This is a genomic window from Amycolatopsis sp. NPDC003865 (genome assembly GCF_053605345.1).
Map to the genome: position 1 here is coordinate 549,422 of NZ_JBSGJA010000002.1, position 19,113 is coordinate 568,534.

Genomic DNA, 19,113 nt, shown 5'->3' on the forward strand with positions numbered 1-19,113 from the left:
CGGTTCAGGTGTGGGGACAGCTAACCCTGATACACCGGAGTGGCGAGTGCAACACGTATAGGTGACATGTTGCTGCCCGTTGGTGAACGCTGCGTTGCCGCAGGCTCACTCAATCGTGAAAATAGCAGGTCAGGCGGGTCCGCGGACCAGCCGAAGGTCTTGGGTGTGCCGGTACCAGGTCCACTTGTTCACCGACCGCTCGTGGACGACGTCGTCGCTGACGGGCCGCGTCGGGATGCAGCCGATCTGGAACGCGCGCGCGTAGAACGTCGTCGGCCGCTTGAACAGGGTCCCCTTCACGACGCGGATCGACAGGCCGGGGCCGCCCGGGTCCGGCGTCACCTCGACCGAAGAAGCGGGCCCGCGCAGCGCCACCTGCTCGTCGGCGTAGGCCACCCCGCGCACCAGCCGCAGTTCGCCGCGCCCGACGAGCACGCCGCCGACGTCGTCGCGGATCAGCGGCACCGGGTCCACTTCGCCGCGCAGCGCGAGCGCGACGGCCTGCAGCGGCGTCTTCGGCAGGTTCCACAGCGCGGCGACCGACGAATCCGGTGACGAGGGCACGTACCCGACCGACACGCCCGAGAGCGCGTCCTTCCGCAGCAGGCGCAGGACGACCGCCGCGAGGTCCGCGTCCGTGCCCGACACGACCAGGTGATCGTGTTCGCCCAGCAAGGGGTCGATTTCCGCCTTGCCGGGACGGCTGGGCACGCGAACGGATTCGACGTCATCGACTTCCTCGAAGCCGGCCGCGCCGTCGCCACAGGCCACCACGATTCCGCGCACCCGCAGGTCCTCCGTTACAGTCATGCACCGGCATTTCCTCAGCGCCACCGGTGTCCGTCCGGGACACTAAACCTCAGTCGTCGAACACCTGGAGTGTCACATGCCGGCCATCGTGCTCATCGGTGCCCAATGGGGAGACGAAGGCAAGGGCAAGGCCACCGACCTGATGGGTGACCGCGTCCAGTGGGTCGTCCGCTACCAGGGTGGCAACAACGCCGGTCACACGGTCGTCCTGCCGAACGGCGAGAACTTCGCCCTGCACCTCATCCCGTCCGGCATCCTCACCCCCGGCGTGACGAACGTCATCGGCAACGGTGTGGTGGTGGACCCGGGTGTGCTGCTGGAAGAGCTGTCCGGCCTCGAAGCGCGGGACGTCGACACGTCCAAGCTGCTGATCTCGGCCGACGCGCACCTGATCATGCCGTACCACGTGGCCATCGACAAAGTCACCGAGCGGTACCTCGGCAGCCGCAAGATCGGCACCACCGGCCGCGGCATCGGGCCGTGCTACCAGGACAAGATCGCCCGCGTCGGCGTCCGCGTGCAGGACCTGCTCGACGAGAAGATCTTCCGCCAGAAGGTCGAAGCCGCGCTGGAGTTCAAGAACCAGGTGCTGGTGAAGGTCTACAACCGCAAGGCCCTCGACGCGAACGAGGTCGCCGACGAGGTGCTGGCCGCGGGCGAGAAGTTCGCGCACCGCATCGCCGACACGCGGCTGCAGCTCAACCAGGCCCTCGAGCGCGGGGAAACCGTGCTGCTGGAGGGTTCGCAGGGCACGCTGCTCGACGTCGACCACGGCACGTACCCGTTCGTGACGTCGTCGAACCCGACGTCCGGCGGCGCGAGCGCGGGCTCGGGCATCGGCCCGGGCCGGATCACCACGGTCCTCGGCATCCTCAAGGCGTACACGACCCGCGTCGGCTCGGGCCCGTTCCCGACCGAGCTGCACGACGAGTCCGGCGAGTACCTGCGCAAGCAGGGCGGCGAGTTCGGCGTGACGACGGGCCGTTCGCGCCGCACGGGCTGGTTCGACGCGGTGATCGCGCGCTACGCGGTGCGCGTCAACGGCATCACCGACTACTTCCTCACGAAGCTGGACGTGCTGTCCGGCCTGGAGAAGGTCCCGGTGTGCGTCGGCTACGAGGTCGACGGCTTCCGCACGCCGGACATGCCGATGACCCAGACCGACGTGCACCACGCGATCCCGATCTACGAAGAGCACCCGGGCTGGTTCGAGGACATCTCGGCGTGCCGCACGTTCGAGGAGCTCCCGGCGAACGCGCGCGCGTACGTCGAGCGCCTGGAAGAGCTGTCGGGCGCCCGGATTTCGGCGATCGGCGTGGGCCCGGGCCGCGACCAGACGATCGTCCGGCACCAGTTCGTTTAAGTCAGCTTGGTGCTGACCGGCGTCTCGTTGCGGAAGAGGTCGAGCACCGGGCAGTGCTCGTCGACCTCGCGCTTGAGGTCTTCGTAGCGCTCCCGGCTCGCCGGTCCTTCGAGTTCCACGGACACGCGCACGTCCCCGAAGCCGGGGCGGGTGTTGAAGGAGAAGCCGAAGAAGCCGTGCAGGTCGAGGTCGCCATCGACGGTGACCTTGACGGAGTCGAGCGGGATGCCTCGCTTCGCCGCCCAGAACTGGTAGGTGATGACCTGGCAGGACCCGAGGGCGGCGAGGGCGTATTCGACGGGGTTGGCGGCTTGGTCGGCGCCGCCGAGCGCGGGCGGCTCGTCGACGGTGAAGCTGTGGTCCCGGACCTTGACGTGGACTTCGGTCTTGGTGCCGGGCTCGAGGGTGTGGGCCACGGAGAAGGAGACGGCGGCGTTGTGCGGGTCGGCGTCGACGGCCTTGCGGGTGCCTTCGATGACGTCGGTCAGCGACATGGGTGCTCCTCGGTGATCGGTGATCCGCACAGGGTGGGCGAATTTCGCGGGGTGTGCTCGGTTTCTCAATTCCTGGGAGAAGCGGTGTCCGGCATGCGGAAGCACTCGACCGGGGGACACGAGGGGCGGTAACGTCCGCGGTAACGGGGCGATAACGAGAAGGCAGACACCGCAGCCGCACAGCAGGAGAGCTTTCTCGTGGAGACGCAAACCCGAGGCCCGATCGACGTGACCCGGGTGGCGGGGTTCCGAACCGCCACCGCCGACCCCGACGACCTCCGGCGGGCGGTCACCGCGTCGCCCGGCTACGCCCGGGCCGGGGCCGACCAGCGGGCCGCGGTGCTCGAGCTCGTGCTGCGGGCCGGGACGCCCGAGCCGCGACGCCGGCTTCGGTTCCTCGGCAGGCTGCTGGCTCGCCGGCGCTGATCGTCCACTGTGGGCAGTGCCGTCCTCAGCCCAACCGGTTCGTGAGGGTCGCCGTCACCGACATCTCCTCGAGGTCCAGCTCGCGCAGCACCTTCTGCAGGACTTCGTCGTCGAGGCGGCCCGCCCGGTTCTCCTCGATCATCGCCTTGCGCTGGATGATCAGCAGTTCCTTGCGCGCCTTCGCGAACTGGGCCTGGGGGGTGCCCGGGCGGTCCTCGCCCGACAGCTTGATCGTCGCTTCGGCGAACCGGTAGCGCGTGTCGACCAGCCTTTGCAGCCGCTCCTTCAGGTGCTGGACCTTCTCGGGTGGCAGGTCCAGAGATGCCAGCCGTTCGCGGCTGATCTCGCGCAGCCGGTCGTGCGCCGCCTTCTTGGCGACTTCGCGCGCGGCCAGCTCCTCCGCTTCGTCCCGCGACGCCTCCGACGGGTCCTGCACCTTCAGCACCCGGATCAACGGCGGCAGCGTCAGCCCCTGGATCAGCACCGTCCCGATCGCCACGGTGAACGCGAACAGCTGGATCTCCTCGCGGCCCGGCGTGCCGGCGGGAACGCCGGCCGCCGCGGCCAGGGTCACCACTCCGCGCATGCCCGTCCACGACAGCACCGCCAGCGACCGCCACGACGGAGCCGCGCGCCCACGGCCGAACAGCCGCATCGCCCGCGGCAGGTACGCGAAGACGAACACCGCCGGGATCCGCACCGCCATCGTCACCAGCAGCACGACCACCGCGACGAGCGCGAGCGTCCCGTTGTCGCGGGCCGCGTGCTGGGCGCCGTCGAGCACGACCGGCAGCTGCAGCCCCATCAGCGCGAACACCAACGCCTCCAGCAGGACGTCGATGGACGCCCACACCGATCTGTCCTGCATGCGCGTCGCCGGGGACGCGTACAGCGAGCGCGCCCCCAGGTACAGCCCGGCCGCGACGACCGCCAGCACGCCGGATCCGCTGAACTCCGCCCCGAAGGGGTGCAGGTGCTCCGCGGTGACGTACGCGCCGAACGGCACGATGATCCCGAACGCCGACTCCATCAGCGGGTCGTCGAGCAGGCGCCGGACCAGCACGACGGCCGCGCCGATCGCGAGGCCGACCGCGATGCCCAGCACGGTCGCGACGCCGAACACCGCGAACCCGTGCCCGGCCGAGCCCGCGGTGCCGGCGACCGCGGCGAGCGCGACCTTGTACAGCGTCAGCGCGGCGGCGTCGTTGACCAGGCTCTCCCCGGTCAGCACGGTCATCAGCCGCCGCGGCAGGTGCACGACGAAGGCGACGACCACCGCGGTCACCGCGACCAGCACCACGCCGAGCGCGACGATCGGCCGCAGGCTGTTCTTGAAGTGCGTCAGCGAGCTTTCCAGCGACGTCGAATAGAGCAGCGGCGGCAGCACCACGGTGAGCACCAGCTCGGGTTCCAGCTCGAACCGCGGCACACCGGGGATCAGCGCGACCCCGAGCGCGACGACCACCACGAGCAGCGGCGCCGACAGGTTGCAGCGCCGCGCGAGCGCGGTCAGGGCCAATGAGCCCGCGAGCACGCCCATCAGCGTCAGGATCTCCACTCGCGTGATCTTCCCGCAGGTAGCGGGCCTGCGCTCGGCTTCCGCTCAGTGGAAGTGAGCTGGATTACGGCCTCTCCGGTGTGCATACTTGTGCGCAATACGCACACTTGTGCGGATCACGTGCACCGACGCACATCCGGAGGTTCCCCATGTCCCCTGGCACCCGCTCCTGGGTCGTGCCCCTGGCCTGGACCGCCGTCCTGCTCGACGGGTTCGACCTGGTCGTGCTCGGCACCGTGCTGCCCGTGCTGCTGCGCGGCCACGTCTGGGGCCTGACGCCCGCGACGGCGTCGGTCGTGTCGACGGTCGGGCTCGCCGGGATGATGCTGGGCGGGCTGGCGATCGGCACCGTCACCGACGTCATCGGCCGCCGGAAGTCGCTCATCATCTCGGTGACGCTGTTCTCGCTCTGCACGCTGCTGTGCGCGTTCGCGCCCTCGACGTTCGTCTTCGGGCTGTTGCGGTTCGTCGCCGGCCTCGGCCTCGGCGGCTGTCTGCCGACGGCGATCACGCTGGTCACGGAGTACGCGCGCCAAGGCAAGGCCGGCAGCGCGACGACGACGGTGATGACCGGTTACCACGTCGGGGCGGTGCTGACGGCGCTGCTGGGCATCGTGCTGATCTCGCCGCTGGGCTGGCGCGCGATGTTCGTCGCCGGCGCGATCCCGGCCGTCGTGCTGATCCCGCTGATGCTGAAGTTCCTGCCGGAGTCCGAGACGTTCCAACGGGTCCGCGAGACCGAGCGGTCGGCCGGGCACGCGGTCGCCGGCCTGTTCCGCGGCGGTCTGCTGCGCGCGACGATCGCGTTCTGGGTGACGTCGTTCATGGGGCTGCTGCTGGTGTACGGGCTGAACACCTGGCTGCCGGAGATCATGCGCCAGGCCGGCTACCCGCTCGGCGCGGCGCTGAGCCTGCTGCTGACGCTGAACGTCGGCGGCATCGTCGGGCTGCTCGTCGCGGGGCGCGTGGCGGACCGCGTCGGCATCCGGCCCTCGGCGATCGTGTGGTTCTGCGCGGGCGCGGTGTTCTTGGCTCTGCTGAGCGTGAAGCTGCCCGCCGTCGGGCTGTACGCGGCGGTGTTCCTGACCGGCTGCTTCGTGTTCAGCGCGCAGGTGCTGGTGTACGCCTACATCGGCCGGATCTACCCGGACGCGATCCGCGCGACGGGCCTCGGCTGGTCCGCCGGCATCGGCCGGATCGGCGCGATCTCCGGGCCGATCCTCGGCGGCGCGCTGCTGACGGCGGGAATCGCATACCCGTGGGGCTTCTACGCGTTCGCCGGCGTCGGCGCGCTGGGCGCGGCGGCCGTGACGGTGGTCCGTCCCGGCCGCCGCACCCCGGTGGCGGAAAGCGCGCCGGACGTCAGCCGAGTTCCTTGAGTTCCTGCTCCACCGCGGCGAGCTCGGCGGCCGAGCCCTGGACCTTCGGACCCGTGAACCACCTGCGGGCCGACACGACCCACCACAGGGCCGCGCCGCCGAGCACCACGAGGAACGCGATCGGCGTGTAGTTGAACGAATCCACCGTCACCGGCGACACCTGCGGCAGCATGAACAGGAAGAAGATCAGCACGACCCACACCGTCGCGATGATCCCGACCGGCTTGCCCCACCTGCCGAGCGACCACGGCCCCGGCTCGAACGAATCGCCGCGGCGGACGCGCAGGAACACCGGGATCACGTACGCCACGTACAGCCCGACCACCGCGATCGACGTCACCGCCGCGTAGGCCGTCGCGCTCCACAGGTACGGCAGCGCCAGCACCAGCGCCCCGCCGGCCGCGAGCCACACCGCGTTGGTCGGCGTCTGCGTGCGCTTGTTGATCTTGTGCCAGAAGCCCGATCCCGGGATGGCGCCGTCGCGGGCGAACGCGTAGATCATCCGCGAGTTCGCCGTCACCGACGCCATGCCGCAGAACAGCTGCGCGCCGATGCAGATCAGCAGCAGGAACTTGCCGGTGACCGCGCCGGTGGCGTCGATGAAGATCTGCGCGGGCGGGACGCCGGTGGCCGAGCCGACCGCGCCGTCGTAGTCCTGGATCGCGAACGTCAGGCCGATCAGCAGGATCCAGCCGGCGACGAGCGAGACCACGATCGACATGACGATGCCGCGCGGCCCGGCCGTCGCCGCGCTCTTCGTCTCCTCGGTCATGTGCGCCGAAGCGTCGTAGCCGGTCAGCGTGTACTGCGCCACCAGAAGGCCCAGTGCGAAGACGTAGAACGCCGAACCCCAGCCCGTCTGGTTGACGAAGCTGCCGAAGACGAACGACGCGTCCTGGTGCTTGGCCGGCACGAACACCAGCACGCCGACGATCACCAGCACGCCGATGAGGTGCCACCACACGCTGACGTTGTTGAGGATCGCGACGATCCGGACGCCGAAGGTGTTCAGCAGGCCGTGCACCACGAGGATGATCGCGAGCAGCAGGATCGTGTGCCCCGGCGTCGCCTCGAAGCCCCACTGCAGGTCGAGGAACGCGTTGAGGAACAGCGCCGCGCCGAAGTCGATGCCCGCGGTGACCGCGATCTGCCCGATGAGGTTGAACCAGCCGGTGAACCACGACCACACGGGCCCGGACCTGTCCGGCGCCAGCTTCGCCGCCCAGTAGTAGAGGCCGCCCGCGGTCGGGTAGCTGGAGCAGACCTCCGCCATGCCGAGGCCGACCAGGATGACGAACACCCCGACCAGCGGCCAGCCCCAGATCATCGCGGCCGGGCCGCCGGTCTTCATGCCGAAGCCGTAGAGCGTCAGGCAGCCGGAGAGGATCGAGATGATCGTGAACGAGACGGCGAAGTTGGAGAACGCCGACATCGTCCGTTTGAGCTCTTGGGCGTACCCGAGCTGGTGCAGGCGCGCGCTGTCTTCGTCGGCGTGGTCGGGGGTGGTCTGCTGGTCGGAAACGTCCATCGGGCACCTCTTGAAAGGTATGCGGCCAGACCATTGAATTCGCCGAAGGTAGCCCCGGTCCCGGAGGGTGTCAAGCCTTCGTCAAATACTCGTCCAGCCTCGCGAGCAGGGGCCCGCCACCTCGGTGGTCGTTCGAGATCAGCGTCGCGGTGACGCCGGAGGACGGCTGGTGCGTGCTCCGGAAGCGGACGCCGTGGTCGCCGCCCTCCAGCCGGACCACACCGGGACGCGGCAGCCAGAAGCCGAGTCCGTAGCGCTCGCCGCGCAGCATCCGCCCGACCCACTCGCGCGGCACGAGCCTGCCGTCGAGCAGCGCGGGCCAGAACTTCCGGAAATCCGGTGCGGTGCTGTAGATCCCGCCGTCGCCGTGGCCCACCACCGGCAGGCTGAACACGTTGGTGCGGCCGTCCGCCAGGTAGCCGGTGGCCGTCCGCGCGGGCAGCGCGTCCGAGCGGAGGAACGCCGTGTCGCTCATCCCGGCGGGCTCGGTGACGCGCGCCCGCACGAGGTCGGCGAAAGGTATGTCCGCGATCCGTTCGGCGATCAAGCCGAGGACGACGAACGCGCCGTTGTTGTAGTGGAACCGTTCGCCGGGCGGGAACTTCTGCGGGTGGCCGTCGAGCGCGGCGAGGTAGTCCGCCGAAGTGACGAGCCAAGGCGAGGTTTCGGGCGGGTTTTCGTCGTCGCAGTAGTCGCCGATGCCGGATGTGTGCGTCAGCAGGTGTTCGACGGTCACACGGTCGTCGATCAGCGGCAGGTCGTCGCCGAGGGCTTCGCGTGCTTTCGTCGTCAGCGAAAGGCGTCCCTCGGCGATGAGCCCGACCGCGACCAGCGCGGTGAACCCCTTGGTGCCGCTGGCGATCGCGAACCGCGTGTCGACCGTGTTCTCGACGCCGTAGGCGCGGTGTGCGTGGCCCGATGCCTCGGCGAGCAGGGTCTCGTCACCGCGGCTGACCAGCACGACACCGGAAAAGGGCGCTCCCATGGACTCAGCGTCCACCGAAGCGCCCTTCACGGCAAAGCGATTACCGGCCCAAGAACGCGTGCAGCGACTCGAGCGCGGTGTCGGGCTGGTCGGCGAAGAAGCCGTCGACGCCGGCCTTCAAGAACGCGGCCTCCTCGGTGAAGACGTCCCCGTAGGCGTCCGGCTCGGCCGAGGAGCGCAGGTTCGCCGGCAGGAACGGGTTTTCGTTCCGGAACGTGTACGGCTGGACCTTGAGGCCGGCCTTGTGCGCGTCGGCGACGAGGGCGGTCGGCTGGGTCAGGTTCCCGGCGGCGTCGAGCGGGATGATCTGGCCCTTCTCCGGCCCGAGGTACTTCGCGTACTTCGCGACGTCACGCAGGCCCTGCGGCGTCACGATGTCCTTGTACGTCCGCGGGTCGCCCTTCGCGACGAAGTCCGCCGGGGCGCCGGTGGCCGACGTCAGCTGCAGCAGCGGCGTCCGGACCTGCTTGTGCAGCTCGATCAGGTTCGAGACCTCGAACGACTGGATGATCGCCGGCGCGTCCGGCCGGTCGAGGCCGTTGCGCTCGAGGAGCGCGACCAGCTTCGGCTCGGTCGGGTTGCCGATCGAAGAGAAGAAGGTCGAGTGCTTGACCTCGGGGTAGGTGCCGAGCGTCCGGTGCAGCTCCTTGCCGAGCCGCTTGGTCAGGTCGAGCACCTCCTGGAAGGTGGCGATCTGGTACCGGCCGTTGTACAGCGTGTTGTGCGGGCGGTTCTGCGGGATCCGCTCGACCGCGCGCAGGGTCTTCAGCTCGGCGAGCGTGAAGTCCTGGGTGAACCAGCCGGTGGTCGAGACGCCGTCGATGACGAGCGTCTTCTTGCGGTTCGCGAACTCGGTGTGCTTCGCGACGTCGGTGGTGCCGCCGATCTCCGGCTCGTGCCGGGCGACGAGCTGGCCGTCCTTGGTGGGCACGAGGTCGACGTCCACGTAGCTGACGCCCATGCGGAAGGCGAGCTCGTAGGAGGCGAGGGTGTGCTCCGGCCGGTAGCCGGGGGCACCGCGGTGTCCGACGATCACGGGGTCATCGTGGCCCCGCCCGTGCGCGGCCGCATCGGCGGACCCCCCGCTTTCCGCGGCACTCGCCGACCCGACGGCCAGTCCGGTGACGCTCAGCAACGCCAGTCCGGCGAGTGTCAGCACGCCGACACGTTTGCGCTTCATCTGGTGACCTCTTTTCACACAGGGTTGACCCTGACTACTCGCGCCACCCTCGATGTCGCAAGCGTCCGAAGTGCGTATCCGGGCGAACCGGGCGGTGAACGGCGCGTGGACTCCTGTTCCGCGCGGGGCTCGGTCCTGTGGTGGGGCTCGGCTCTCTGGGAGTGCCTGCCCTCGCGCGGCGGCCTGCCCTCCCTGGGGGCCTGTCGTCTCGCCGCGGCCTGCCCTCGTGCCGCGGCCCGCCCTCGCGCGGCGGTCTGCCCTCGCGCGGCGGTCTGCCCTCGTGCCGCGGTCTGCCCTCGTGCCGCGGTCTGCCCTCGTGCCGCGGTCTGCCCTCGTGCCGCGGCCTGCCCTCGTGCCGCGGCCTGCCCTCGTGCCGCGGCCTGCCCTCGCGCCGCAGCCCGCCCTCCCTGGGGAGCCCCCGCTTCCAGCGTATCGGCGCCCTCCGACGAAACCTCCGGCTCGCCGGGGCCGGAGGTCGAGTTGTCCACATCGCCGGTGACTTGTGGACAAGCCCGTCCGCCGGCTCCCCGGCCGGCCCGACCGACGGCGCGATGTCCGGCGCGGGACCGGCCGGATACGCTGTGCGGCGTGCGCGTACTGGTAATCGGCTCCGGCGCTCGTGAGCATGCCCTCGTCCTCGCGGCCTCCGGTGACCCCGCGGTCACCGCGCTGGCCTGCGCGCCCGGCAACGCCGGGACCGCCGCCGTGGCCGAGCAGCTCGGCGTCGAAGCGGCCGATCCCGAGGCGGTCGCCGCGCTGGCGAAGAGCTGGCAGGCCGACCTCGTCGTCGTCGGGCCGGAAGTGCCGCTCGTCGCCGGGGTCGCCGACGCCGTCCGGAAGGCGGGCATCGCCTGCTTCGGGCCCTCGGCCGCCGCCGCCCGCATCGAAGGCTCCAAGGCGTTCGCCAAGGACGTCATGGCCGCCGCGAACGTGCCGACCGCGCGCAGCGAGGTGGTCGACAACCCGGCCCGCCTCGACGCCGCGCTCAACCGCTTCGGCCCGACCTGGGTGGTCAAGGACGACGGACTCGCCGCCGGCAAGGGCGTCGTCGTCACGACCGACTACGACGTCGCGCGCAAGCACGCCATCATGCTCCTCGACGGCGGTCACCCGGTCCTCCTGGAGTCCTTTTTGGACGGCCCGGAGGCCTCGCTGTTCTGCTTCGTCGACGGCAACACCGTCGTCCCGCTGCTGCCCGCGCAGGACTTCAAGCGCGTCGGCGACGACGACGCCGGCCCGAACACCGGCGGCATGGGCGCCTACGCGCCGCTGCCCTGGGCGCCCGAGAACCTCGTCGACGACCTGGTCGAGCGGGTCGTCCAGCCGGTCGCCGACGAGCTGGTCAAGCGCGGGGCGCCGTTCTCCGGCCTCCTCTACGCCGGGCTCGCGCTGACCTCCGACGGCCCGCAGGTCATCGAGTTCAACTGCCGCTTCGGCGACCCGGAGACGCAGGTCGTGCTGGCCCTGCTGCGCACCCCGATCGCCGGGCTGATGCACGCCACCGCGACCGGCAAGCTCGCCGAGCACCCGCCGCTGGAGTGGGCGGGTGGCGCCGCGGTCACCGTCGTGATCGCCGCCGACGGCTACCCGGGCAAGCCGCGCACCGGCGACGTCATCGGCGGCGCCGAGCTGGAGGGCGTGCTGCACGCCGGCACCCGCCGTCGCGACGACGGCGCCGTCGTCTCCTCCGGCGGCCGCGTGCTCTCGGTCGTCGGCACCGGCAAGACGCTCAAGTCGGCGCGCAAGCACGCGTACGAGACCGTCGAGAAGATCCACCTCGCGGGCTCGCACCACCGCACGGACATCGCCCTCAAGGCGGCGAACGGCGAGGTCGGCACCCCGGCGAAACAACGCGCCTGATCCGCGGGAACCGGCGGCGTCCGGTCTTCGTCCAACCTCAGGCTCCTGCTACACGTGGGTTGGTAACCTCGACGGGAGTCGGCCGGTCACTGTCCGCATGACGTCAGGGGAGAGCATGTCAGGACCCTCGTACGACCTCAGCCCGGCCGTCCCGGTGGCGCCGGCGGCCGCGGACGTCCTGGTCCACCCGGACAAGCTGCTGGACGTCGCGCGGGTCGTCGAAGAGCAGGCCAACGCCCTCGAAGACCAGCTGCTGACCAAGCTCGGCCTGCTGCGGATCGACGCGCCGTCGGCGGACGTGATCAGCACCCAGTCCATCGAGGCCTGGAACGCCCTCATCGCCGACGGCGACCGCTCCTACGCGGGCCAGGTCCGCGAGTACGTCGCCGGGCTGAAGCGCCTGGTCTCGCAGCTGCGTGACGCCGCCAAGGACTACAAGGTCAGCGACGAGGAGAAGGCGGCGGTGTTCGGTGACCGCGGCAAGCACGGTGCGTAGCCGGACGCTGCGGATCACCGGGGGCGTGCTCGCGACGGCGGCGCTCGCCGGCTGCTCGGCGGGCACCGAAGGCACCCCCTACCCGGTCGAGACGGCCGCGACAGCGGCGTCGCAGAGCGCCAAGGCGGCCCAGCTGCCGCAGCGCCCGGCCGACCTGCCCCTGCAGGGCGTCAACCTGTGCGACGTCTTCCCGCAGGTGCAGCTCGACGCGCTGAAGATCACCAGCACGCCCCGCGAGGGCCCGTCGGAGGACGGGGCGACGTGCGTGTTCGACGCCGACGGCGCCGAGCCCGTGCACGCCTACCACGTCCGGGCCGTGACGGCGGACCTCGAAGAGTGGATCACCGGGGCCCGCAAGAAGAACAGCATGACGACCGAGCCGAAGAGCATCGGCGGCTACCCGGCGCTGACGAACTACCGCGCGGCGGGTGACCCCGCCGACTGCGAGGCGCTCGTCGGCGTCGCACGCGGCCAGACACTGGCCGTCCAGACCTTCGCCATCACCCGCGGCCAGCTCACGCAGCCGCAGCTGTGCGAGATGTCGGTGCACGCCGCCGACATCGCGCTGCAGTCCCTGAAAGCACGCAACTAGGGAGGGCGCGTGGAATTCTCCGAGCTCGCGGCCGGGATCCAGAACCACCGCTTCGACGGCTGGACCAACACCGCGATCGCCGACCAGATCACGCGGATGGTCAACGGCGACGGCACCGGCAGCATCGGCACGGCCGTCGACGCGCTGAAGGCCGTCGCGACCGCGCTCGCCCACACCGACCAGACGCTGCGCGCGCAGCTGCTGAAGCTCGGCGTCGAGTGGCAGAGCCAGGCGGGCGGCGCGGCGAGCCAGGTGCTCACCGAGCAGGCCGGGTTCTCCCAGGACGCCACGACGAAGGTCGCTCACGCCGCCGAAATGGTGTTCGAGCAGGGCGAGTCCTTCAACCGCACCAAGTACAAGCTGCCGGACGCCGAGACCGTCCGGAAGGGCGCGGGCGGCTACACGCTCACCGACGGCCTGCTGCTGTCCCTGATCGGCTTCGAGACCGACCACGCTCGTCAGGTCGAGGCCGCGAACAACGCGAAGGAACAAGCGAAGCAGGCGCTCAACGAGTACGCGCAGGAAAGCGGCACCAACCTGCTTTCGACGCAGTCGCTGTCCGACCCCGAGTCGCTGAAGCTGGCCGCTCCCGGGATCGCGCCGGGCGTGCTGGACGTCGCGGGCGCCGCCGTCGCGGTGACGCCGGACGGCGGCGTGAAACCCGCGTCGGACCGGGTCCGCTCGGTACACGTCGACCCGCCGGTGGTGCAGCCGGTGTCGCACACGGTGCACGCCGACCCGCCGACCCCGGTCTACGGCGTCGCGGCGCAGCAGCCGGCCCGGCCCGCCCCGCAGCCGCCGCGCCAGACCGGCTCGGTGACCGCGCCCGCCGCGCAGCACACGACGCCCTCGTCGTCGACGACCCCGGCGGGGGTGAAGCCGCCGACGTCTACGCCCGCGCCCGGCTGGGTCAACGCCCCGGGCCGCGGCACGGCGTCCGGTGACTCCACCCACTTCTCGCCCGGCCTCTCCGTCGGTACCGGCGGCGACCAGTTCGTCCCGCCGGGCGCGCCCGGCACGCTGCCGCCCGGCTCGTCGCCGGCGACGGCGCCGATCAAGTCGCTCGGCGGCGGGGGCGCGTCCGGCGGCTCGACCGGCCTCGACAGCTCGGCGGGCCGCGGCCCGGACGGGCTGCTGGCCAAGGGCCGCACGGTGGGTTCGATGCCGCAGCCGCCGCTCCCGCCCGGCCAGTTCACGGCCGAACGCGGGTTCGCGGTCAAGCCCGGCGCGACCCCCGGGGAAATCGGCGCGGGCGCGGCGGCGATCGGCGCCGGCGCGGCCGGCGGCGCGCTGAGCGGCGACAAGGACCGCCAGCGGCGGGAGAAGGGCCCGGCGAAGGGCCCGGTCCGGCCGCTGCCGGTCGGCGAGCTGCCCGAGGAGGAGGCCGCCGCGCTGCGGAAGTCGGAGCAGATCAGCCCCAAGCAGAAGCCCGGCGAGGCCAGGTTCCTGGCCGAGGCGGCCCCGCACGAGGACGACGCCGAGCACGTCCGCCGCTACGGCGTCGACGACCAGGACCTGTTCGCCGACCAGCGGATGGTTTCGCCCGACGTGATCGGCGACCACGAAGGGGACGGGCGCTGACCGTGTCGCTGGTGCTGTCCGCGCACGAGTTCGACGTGCTCTGGGAGTCGCTCGAACTGCCCCGCCGCCACGTCGCGCTGGACGTGCCGAGCGAGGGAACCACCCACGGCGAACGGCGGGAGCTGGTGGACGCGGCGTGGGCGTCGCTGAGCGAGCGGCGCCTGGCCCGCAACCGCCGGGTGACCGGCGAGGTGGCCGACCAGCTGCACCTGCTGGCCCGCCCGCAGTACGGCATCGACGTCTGGGTGTGGGCCGAGCGCGAGATCCGCGGCCGCGCGGTGAGCGCCCGCGGCCAGGCGGTCCTCGCGGTGGTGGACCACGGCGAGGTGTGGCTGATCCCCGCGACCGAAGACGGCCTCGCGGAGGCGGCGGTTTCGGTGGCGGGCGACCTCGGGCCGGGCATCGGCCAGACGGTGAGCATCCCGTACGCGACGTTGAAGGCCGCGGACGCGGCGGCGAAGGGCGACGCGAAGGCGCTGGTCACGGCGCTGGAAGACCGTGGTGTGGAGCTGTTCGGAGCCCAGGAGCTGTCGGGGATGCTGCTGGGCCAGGAGGCCCGCGGCCAGTTCGGCGCGGAGCGCGTCGGCCGCGACGGCGTGGTCCACCGGGCGGGCCGGGTGGTGGCGTTCTTCGACACGGACGCGGGCCGGTACCTGTTCCAGGTGGTTTCGGACCGCGAAGGCCGCGAGTGGGCGACCGTGACCCCGGCGGACAACGCCCTGCTGGCGACCCGGATCCGGGAGCTGGTGGCGGAGGCCTGAGCTAGGTGCCGGCCGGCAGCTTGGTGAGCACTTGCCGCGCGTACCGCTCGGCGTTGGCGCACAGTTCTTCGTCGCTCAGCTTCTTGTCGAAGTTGTCGTAGGTGACTTGCACGTTTTCGGTGTTCGAATCGTCGATCCGGCGGTGCGTCCAGGTGATCCGGCAGGATGGCGGGTAGGACTGGCCGGGGACCACTTCTTCGGAAACGGTCGTTCCGTCCAAGTCGCGTTCTTCGGCTTTCCCCGGTTCGCTCGGCGCGGACAGGAGGTCGACGGAATACACGCCGAGATCCTTCTGGCCCGACCACAAGCACCGGTGAAGACCCAAGAGGGAGAAGCTGAACTTGTTCGGATCGCCGGGCGGCACCGGTGGCGATTCGGTCACCGTGCACAAATCCAGGGACAGGGCGGAGCCAGGCACCAGTGGGTACCGCGCATCGGTGCCGTACCGGATCTGGCCGATGATCACACCCATGGCCTCGAGGGGGGTCGCGCACGGGTCCCCGGTCGCCCGGCCCGACGCGGCCGTTATCGCGAAGCCCGGGCTGTAGGGGCTCTCGATCGCCACGACGCACTGGGTGCCGTCGATCTTCTTGAACCCGCTGAGGCCGCCGATGGTGATCGGGGAGTCCGACCGAGCCCAGGCCTTGTCGTACAGGTTGATCAGCAGGTTCGTGCTGGCCGTCTCGTCCGGACCGCCCGCGGTGTCCAGGTCACACCGCTCGAAGTAGATGCGTTTGCCGCCCGTCGGCTTGACCGGGCCGGTGGCGGGGAGCGAGTCGCGGGCGAGGAGCTTGCAGGGATCGATCTCGCGGAGGTCCTCCGCGGTGAACGGGGCCGGCCGCTGGTGACTGACACCGGGCGCCGGCGTCGCGCCGGCTCCGCTGTCCCCGCCGCTGAGCCGTGTCACCACGATCGTCGCCGCAACGACCGCGAGCACGGACGCGAGTGCCGCGGCGATCCAGGCCGTTCGCCGGCGGCGCACGGGCGGGGACTGCGTCGTGGTCGACGGCTGGGGCGGCAGCGACAGCGCCCGGCCGACCTGCGCCTTCTGGGCACCGATGAGAGCGTGCACGGCCGGCGGCCACGGCGTCACCCCCGGTGGGACCGGCCCGAGGAAGTCGAGGATCCGCGCCGGCGTCGGCCGATGTGCCGGGTCCTTCGCCAGGCACGGCTCCACCAGGCGACGCAGTTCCGGCGGCAGCGAGCCGAGATCCGGCCGGCCGTGGACGACGTTGTAGAGCACCTGCGGGGTCGACCCGCCACCGAACGGGGCCCGTCCCGTGGCGGCGATGACGAGGAGCGCGCCCAGCGAAAAGACGTCGCTGGCCGGGGTGACGGCTCGCCCGTCGGCCTGTTCGGGGGACATGAAGCCGGGCGACCCGATGATCGAACCGGTGTGGGTCAGTTCGGAGTCGCCCTCGGCCGCGCGGGCGATGCCGAAGTCGATCACGCGGGCACCGTCGTCGGTGAGCAGGACGTTGCTCGGCTTGAGGTCGCGGTGGATCAGCCCGGCCCGGTGGATGTCGGTGAGCGCCGACGCCAGCCCGGTCGCGAGGATCCGCACGGACGCCGGCGGCAGCGGGCCCGCCGCCTCGACGGCCTCCTTCAGCGACGGGCCCGCGACGAACACCGAGGCCAGCCACGGCGTCGGTGCGTCGGGGTCCGCGTCCATCACCGCCGCGGTGTAGGCACCGGAGACCATTCGCGAGGTGTGCACCTCCCGGCGGAACCGGGACCGGAATCCGTCGTCGTGCGCGAAGCCCGGGTGCACCTGCTTGACCGCCACGAGGCGGCCGTCCGGTGACACGCCGAGCAACACCCGGCCCATTCCGCCTTCGCCGAGTGCCGCCACCAGGCGATAGCGCCCGACATGTCGCGGTTCGTCCGGGTTCAGTGGTTTCATGATCGATTTTCCTCCCCGCCGGACATGCTACAAAGCGGGTCCGGTGCCCGCTGGGGTGGAAGTTGGCGGAGATCCGCACGCGCCGCCGGGGGGAAGTCATAAAGTAAGCGCGGGAACCGTCCTGGTCATGGCGACGTCAGATCGGGCGGAGACAAGTTTCCGAAGGGGATGACGAACCGTGCCTGTCTACGACCCGGACTCGATGGCCATCGCGGCCCGTCACGTCGAGAAGCTCAAAGACGAGTTCGAGAAGTCGAAGAAGCACCTCACCGGAGTCGACGACGAGAAGGAAAGCCCGTTCGGGACGATGGGCGGCTCGCAGGACGTCCACGGCGCGGTCGGCGATTTCAAGCAGGGCGTGCACTCCGAATTCGACGCGGCCGGGAAGCTGATGGAGGCGACCAGCTTCATCCTGAAGAAGGCGGCCGGGCTGATCGCGGAAACCGACCAAGTCGGGGCGAGTGACCTCAAACTGCACGAGCACGGGAACAAGTGAGCGCACGGACGGCCCCGGTGGGCCGGGATGACAAGGGGGCGGCAACGTGGGTGGGCTGATCGACTTTCCGCCGAACTGGCCGGACATCGAGGCCAAGAAGAAGCAGGTCGACGGCATCAAGCCGGAGTCGATCGAGAAGGCGGCCCAGCAGTTCAAGACCGCCGCCACGCAGGCCGGTGACCACGGCGCGGCGCTCAAGTCGGCCACGGACTCGCTGTCCGCCGGTGTCTGGAAGGGCCCGGCCGCGGACGCGTTCGTCGGCTACGTCAAGCAGATCACCACCGCGGGCGACAAGGTGCAGACCCACCTCACCGACGTCGGGAACGATCTGAGCGCGCTCTCGACGCAGCTGAGTGACATCAAGGGCAAGGTCAACGACGCCTACGAAACCGCGAAGACGGCGATCCAGAACCGCATCAACGCGGAAACCCCGAAAGCCCAGGCGGCGATGAACGCCGAGGCGGAACACGCCAGGGACGAGAACAAGCCCGCCCCGAGCCCGTCGTCGAAGGAAATCATCGCCAACGCGAACACGGCGAACCAGAACGACGCGACCACCGCACTCGGGAAGATCGATCCGCTGCTCGCCAGCGCGGACGATCTGGTCAAGAAGTCCCAGGCGCTGATGAAGACCCAGATCGAGGGCGGCTACTCGAAGGTCCCGTTGCCCAACAGCGACGGGACAGTCCCGCAGAGCACCCGCGGCATCCACAGCAACGGCTCCTCCCACCACGGCGGCGGCGGTGGCGGAGGAGGCGGCGGTGGTGGCGGAGGCGGCGGCGGCGGCCTCGGCCCGAGCGGCGGCCCGCCTTCCTCCCCGCCTCCGGGGAACGTGCAGCAGTGGATCCAGGAGGCGATCAAGGCCCTCCAGGCCGCCGGCGTGCCGGTGACCGAAGCCGACATCCCCAACATCTGGGCGATCATCCAGCACGAGTCGGGCGGGAACCCCAACGCCATCAACAACTGGGACTGCGTGCCACTGGACACGCAGATCCTGACCCGGCGGGGGTTCCTGAAGCACGACGCGGTCGAGGTCGGCGACGAGACGATCGGCTTCAACCCGGCCACCGGGTGCAGCGAGTGGACGCGGATCACCCGGGTCGTCCACCACGAAGACGCCGAGCTGGTCCGGCTGGGCAACTCCCGCTGGCACGCGACCACGACGCCGAACCACCGCTGGCTCAACCTGCCGCGGGTGCACGTCCGGCGCACCGGCTTGCCGGTCGTGTGCCCGGAGTGCAGCTGGGAGCCGCGCGCGGCTCACCAGCCGGAGAACGGCGTCGCGGTGCATCGGCGCAGGAAGCACGGCGTTGTTGCGCCGAAGCAGGAGAACCGGTACGAGACCGAGCCCGGCTTCGTCACCACCGGGGAAGTCCGCTCGCGCGACCGGATCGTCCTGTCGGCGGCCGCCGCGACCGAGTCGACGCTGGACGTCAGCGAGACGGAAGCCGCGATCCTCGGGTGGGTCGCCGGTGACGGTCACGTCGAGACCCGGCGGCACCGCCCGACCATGTCGATTGCGCAGTCGAAGCCCGAAATGGTGGCGAAGATCCGGCGGCTCCTCGAAGGCGTGCCACACGCGGTGTACGTCGACGACCGCGGTGGGTGTGGACCCCGGCACCAGTTCCGGCTGGACCACGACTACGCCCAGGACCTGCTGGCGCGGGCGGGGAACCCCAAGTCCGACGCCGTCACGCAGGT

16 protein-coding genes and 1 pseudogene are annotated in these 19,113 nt (G+C 70.9%); 10 read left to right on the forward strand and 7 right to left on the reverse strand.

Features of this window, described 5'->3' with window-relative positions; all coding sequences use genetic code 11:
• Positions 1-129 precede the first annotated feature (129 nt).
• Positions 130-810 carry a hypothetical protein gene (locus ACWEVP_RS07540; protein ID WP_452061773.1) on the reverse strand — a complete coding sequence of 227 codons (681 nt, stop codon included), beginning with the start codon at positions 808-810 and terminating at the stop codon, positions 130-132.
• Positions 811-886: 76 nt separating this feature from the next.
• Between ACWEVP_RS07540 and ACWEVP_RS07545 the strand changes: the two genes are divergently transcribed.
• The gene (locus tag ACWEVP_RS07545; protein WP_364447908.1) at positions 887-2,173 is read left to right on the forward strand and encodes an adenylosuccinate synthase; all 1,287 of its coding nucleotides are present in this window, start codon (positions 887-889) and stop codon (positions 2,171-2,173) included.
• Here ACWEVP_RS07545 and ACWEVP_RS07550 read toward each other — a convergent pair.
• Positions 2,170-2,667, reverse strand: coding sequence for an OsmC family protein (locus tag ACWEVP_RS07550; protein ID WP_452061774.1), 498 nt, complete (start codon positions 2,665-2,667; stop codon positions 2,170-2,172). The two genes, ACWEVP_RS07545 and ACWEVP_RS07550, sit on opposite strands and share 4 nt — an antisense overlap.
• Positions 2,668-2,865: 198 nt before the next feature.
• On the opposite strand from ACWEVP_RS07550, the gene ACWEVP_RS07555 reads away from it, so the two are divergent.
• The gene (locus ACWEVP_RS07555) at positions 2,866-3,093 is read left to right on the forward strand and encodes a hypothetical protein (RefSeq protein ID WP_452061775.1); all 228 of its coding nucleotides are present in this window, start codon (positions 2,866-2,868) and stop codon (positions 3,091-3,093) included.
• A gap of 25 nt (positions 3,094-3,118) precedes the next feature.
• Here the strand turns inward: ACWEVP_RS07555 and ACWEVP_RS07560 are convergent, their stop codons facing one another.
• On the reverse strand, positions 3,119-4,651 hold the full coding sequence (locus ACWEVP_RS07560) for a cation:proton antiporter (protein WP_452061776.1): 1,533 nt from the start codon (positions 4,649-4,651) through the stop codon (positions 3,119-3,121).
• A gap of 149 nt (positions 4,652-4,800) precedes the next feature.
• Between ACWEVP_RS07560 and ACWEVP_RS07565 the strand changes: the two genes are divergently transcribed.
• Positions 4,801-6,030, forward strand: coding sequence for an MFS transporter (locus ACWEVP_RS07565; RefSeq protein WP_452061777.1), 1,230 nt, complete (start codon positions 4,801-4,803; stop codon positions 6,028-6,030).
• Here the strand turns inward: ACWEVP_RS07565 and ACWEVP_RS07570 are convergent.
• From ACWEVP_RS07570 to ACWEVP_RS07580, 3 genes are all read right to left on the reverse strand, one after another.
• Positions 6,014-7,558: an amino acid permease gene (locus ACWEVP_RS07570; protein WP_452061778.1), complete on the reverse strand. Its 1,545-nt coding sequence runs from the start codon at positions 7,556-7,558 to the stop codon at positions 6,014-6,016. The genes ACWEVP_RS07565 and ACWEVP_RS07570 overlap by 17 nt on opposite strands.
• Positions 7,559-7,628: 70 nt before the next feature.
• The gene (locus tag ACWEVP_RS07575; RefSeq protein WP_452061779.1) at positions 7,629-8,543 is read right to left on the reverse strand and encodes a serine hydrolase domain-containing protein; all 915 of its coding nucleotides are present in this window, start codon (positions 8,541-8,543) and stop codon (positions 7,629-7,631) included.
• 40 nt (positions 8,544-8,583) lie between these two features.
• Positions 8,584-9,723 carry a glycerophosphodiester phosphodiesterase gene (locus tag ACWEVP_RS07580; protein ID WP_452061780.1) on the reverse strand — a complete coding sequence of 380 codons (1,140 nt, stop codon included), beginning with the start codon at positions 9,721-9,723 and terminating at the stop codon, positions 8,584-8,586.
• 588 nt (positions 9,724-10,311) lie between these two features.
• Between ACWEVP_RS07580 and purD the strand changes: the two genes are divergently transcribed.
• The 5 genes from purD (at position 10,312) to ACWEVP_RS07605 (ending at position 15,013) form a co-directional block, all read left to right on the forward strand.
• Positions 10,312-11,583, forward strand: coding sequence for a phosphoribosylamine--glycine ligase (gene purD / locus ACWEVP_RS07585; RefSeq protein ID WP_452061781.1), 1,272 nt, complete (start codon positions 10,312-10,314; stop codon positions 11,581-11,583).
• A gap of 115 nt (positions 11,584-11,698) precedes the next feature.
• Positions 11,699-12,079 carry a hypothetical protein gene (locus tag ACWEVP_RS07590; protein ID WP_452061782.1) on the forward strand — a complete coding sequence of 127 codons (381 nt, stop codon included), beginning with the start codon at positions 11,699-11,701 and terminating at the stop codon, positions 12,077-12,079.
• A 25-nt stretch (positions 12,080-12,104) separates the two neighbouring features.
• Positions 12,105-12,671: a DUF3558 domain-containing protein gene (locus tag ACWEVP_RS07595; RefSeq protein WP_452061958.1), complete on the forward strand. Its 567-nt coding sequence runs from the start codon at positions 12,105-12,107 to the stop codon at positions 12,669-12,671.
• A 9-nt stretch (positions 12,672-12,680) separates the two neighbouring features.
• Positions 12,681-14,252: a hypothetical protein gene (locus tag ACWEVP_RS07600; protein WP_452061783.1), complete on the forward strand. Its 1,572-nt coding sequence runs from the start codon at positions 12,681-12,683 to the stop codon at positions 14,250-14,252.
• A 2-nt stretch (positions 14,253-14,254) separates the two neighbouring features.
• Entirely contained in the window at positions 14,255-15,013 is a 759-nt protein-coding gene (locus tag ACWEVP_RS07605; RefSeq protein ID WP_452061784.1) for an ESX secretion-associated protein EspG, read from the forward strand.
• 1 nt (position 15,014) lies between these two features.
• Here the strand turns inward: ACWEVP_RS07605 and ACWEVP_RS07610 are convergent, their stop codons facing one another.
• Positions 15,015-16,916 carry a serine/threonine-protein kinase gene (locus tag ACWEVP_RS07610; protein WP_452061785.1) on the reverse strand — a complete coding sequence of 634 codons (1,902 nt, stop codon included), beginning with the start codon at positions 16,914-16,916 and terminating at the stop codon, positions 15,015-15,017.
• Positions 16,917-17,094: 178 nt separating this feature from the next.
• On the opposite strand from ACWEVP_RS07610, the gene ACWEVP_RS07615 reads away from it, so the two are divergent.
• Both ACWEVP_RS07615 and ACWEVP_RS07620 read left to right on the forward strand, forming a co-directional pair.
• Positions 17,095-17,412 (forward strand): hypothetical protein, encoded by a 318-nt coding sequence (locus tag ACWEVP_RS07615; protein ID WP_452061786.1) that lies wholly within the window; start codon positions 17,095-17,097, stop codon positions 17,410-17,412.
• Positions 17,413-17,458: 46 nt separating this feature from the next.
• A pseudogene (locus ACWEVP_RS07620) lies at positions 17,459-17,758 on the forward strand (WXG100 family type VII secretion target); the annotation flags it as partial.
• Positions 17,759-19,113: the final 1,355 nt, after the last annotated feature.

What these genes read in the sequence shown, in the direction of transcription:
- ACWEVP_RS07575 (WP_452061779.1), bottom strand. Translation starts at nt 8,543, where the DNA reads ATGGGAGCGCCCTTTTCCGGTGTCGTGCTGGTCAGCCGCGGTGACGAG.
- ACWEVP_RS07545 (WP_364447908.1), top strand. Translation starts at nt 887, where the DNA reads ATGCCGGCCATCGTGCTCATCGGTGCCCAATGGGGAGACGAAGGCAAG.
- ACWEVP_RS07570 (WP_452061778.1), bottom strand. Translation starts at nt 7,558, where the DNA reads ATGGACGTTTCCGACCAGCAGACCACCCCCGACCACGCCGACGAAGAC.
- ACWEVP_RS07580 (WP_452061780.1), bottom strand. Translation starts at nt 9,723, where the DNA reads ATGAAGCGCAAACGTGTCGGCGTGCTGACACTCGCCGGACTGGCGTTG.
- ACWEVP_RS07540 (WP_452061773.1), bottom strand. Translation starts at nt 810, where the DNA reads ATGACTGTAACGGAGGACCTGCGGGTGCGCGGAATCGTGGTGGCCTGT.
- ACWEVP_RS07565 (WP_452061777.1), top strand. Translation starts at nt 4,801, where the DNA reads ATGTCCCCTGGCACCCGCTCCTGGGTCGTGCCCCTGGCCTGGACCGCC.
- ACWEVP_RS07590 (WP_452061782.1), top strand. Translation starts at nt 11,699, where the DNA reads ATGTCAGGACCCTCGTACGACCTCAGCCCGGCCGTCCCGGTGGCGCCG.
- ACWEVP_RS07610 (WP_452061785.1), bottom strand. Translation starts at nt 16,916, where the DNA reads ATGAAACCACTGAACCCGGACGAACCGCGACATGTCGGGCGCTATCGC.
- ACWEVP_RS07550 (WP_452061774.1), bottom strand. Translation starts at nt 2,667, where the DNA reads ATGTCGCTGACCGACGTCATCGAAGGCACCCGCAAGGCCGTCGACGCC.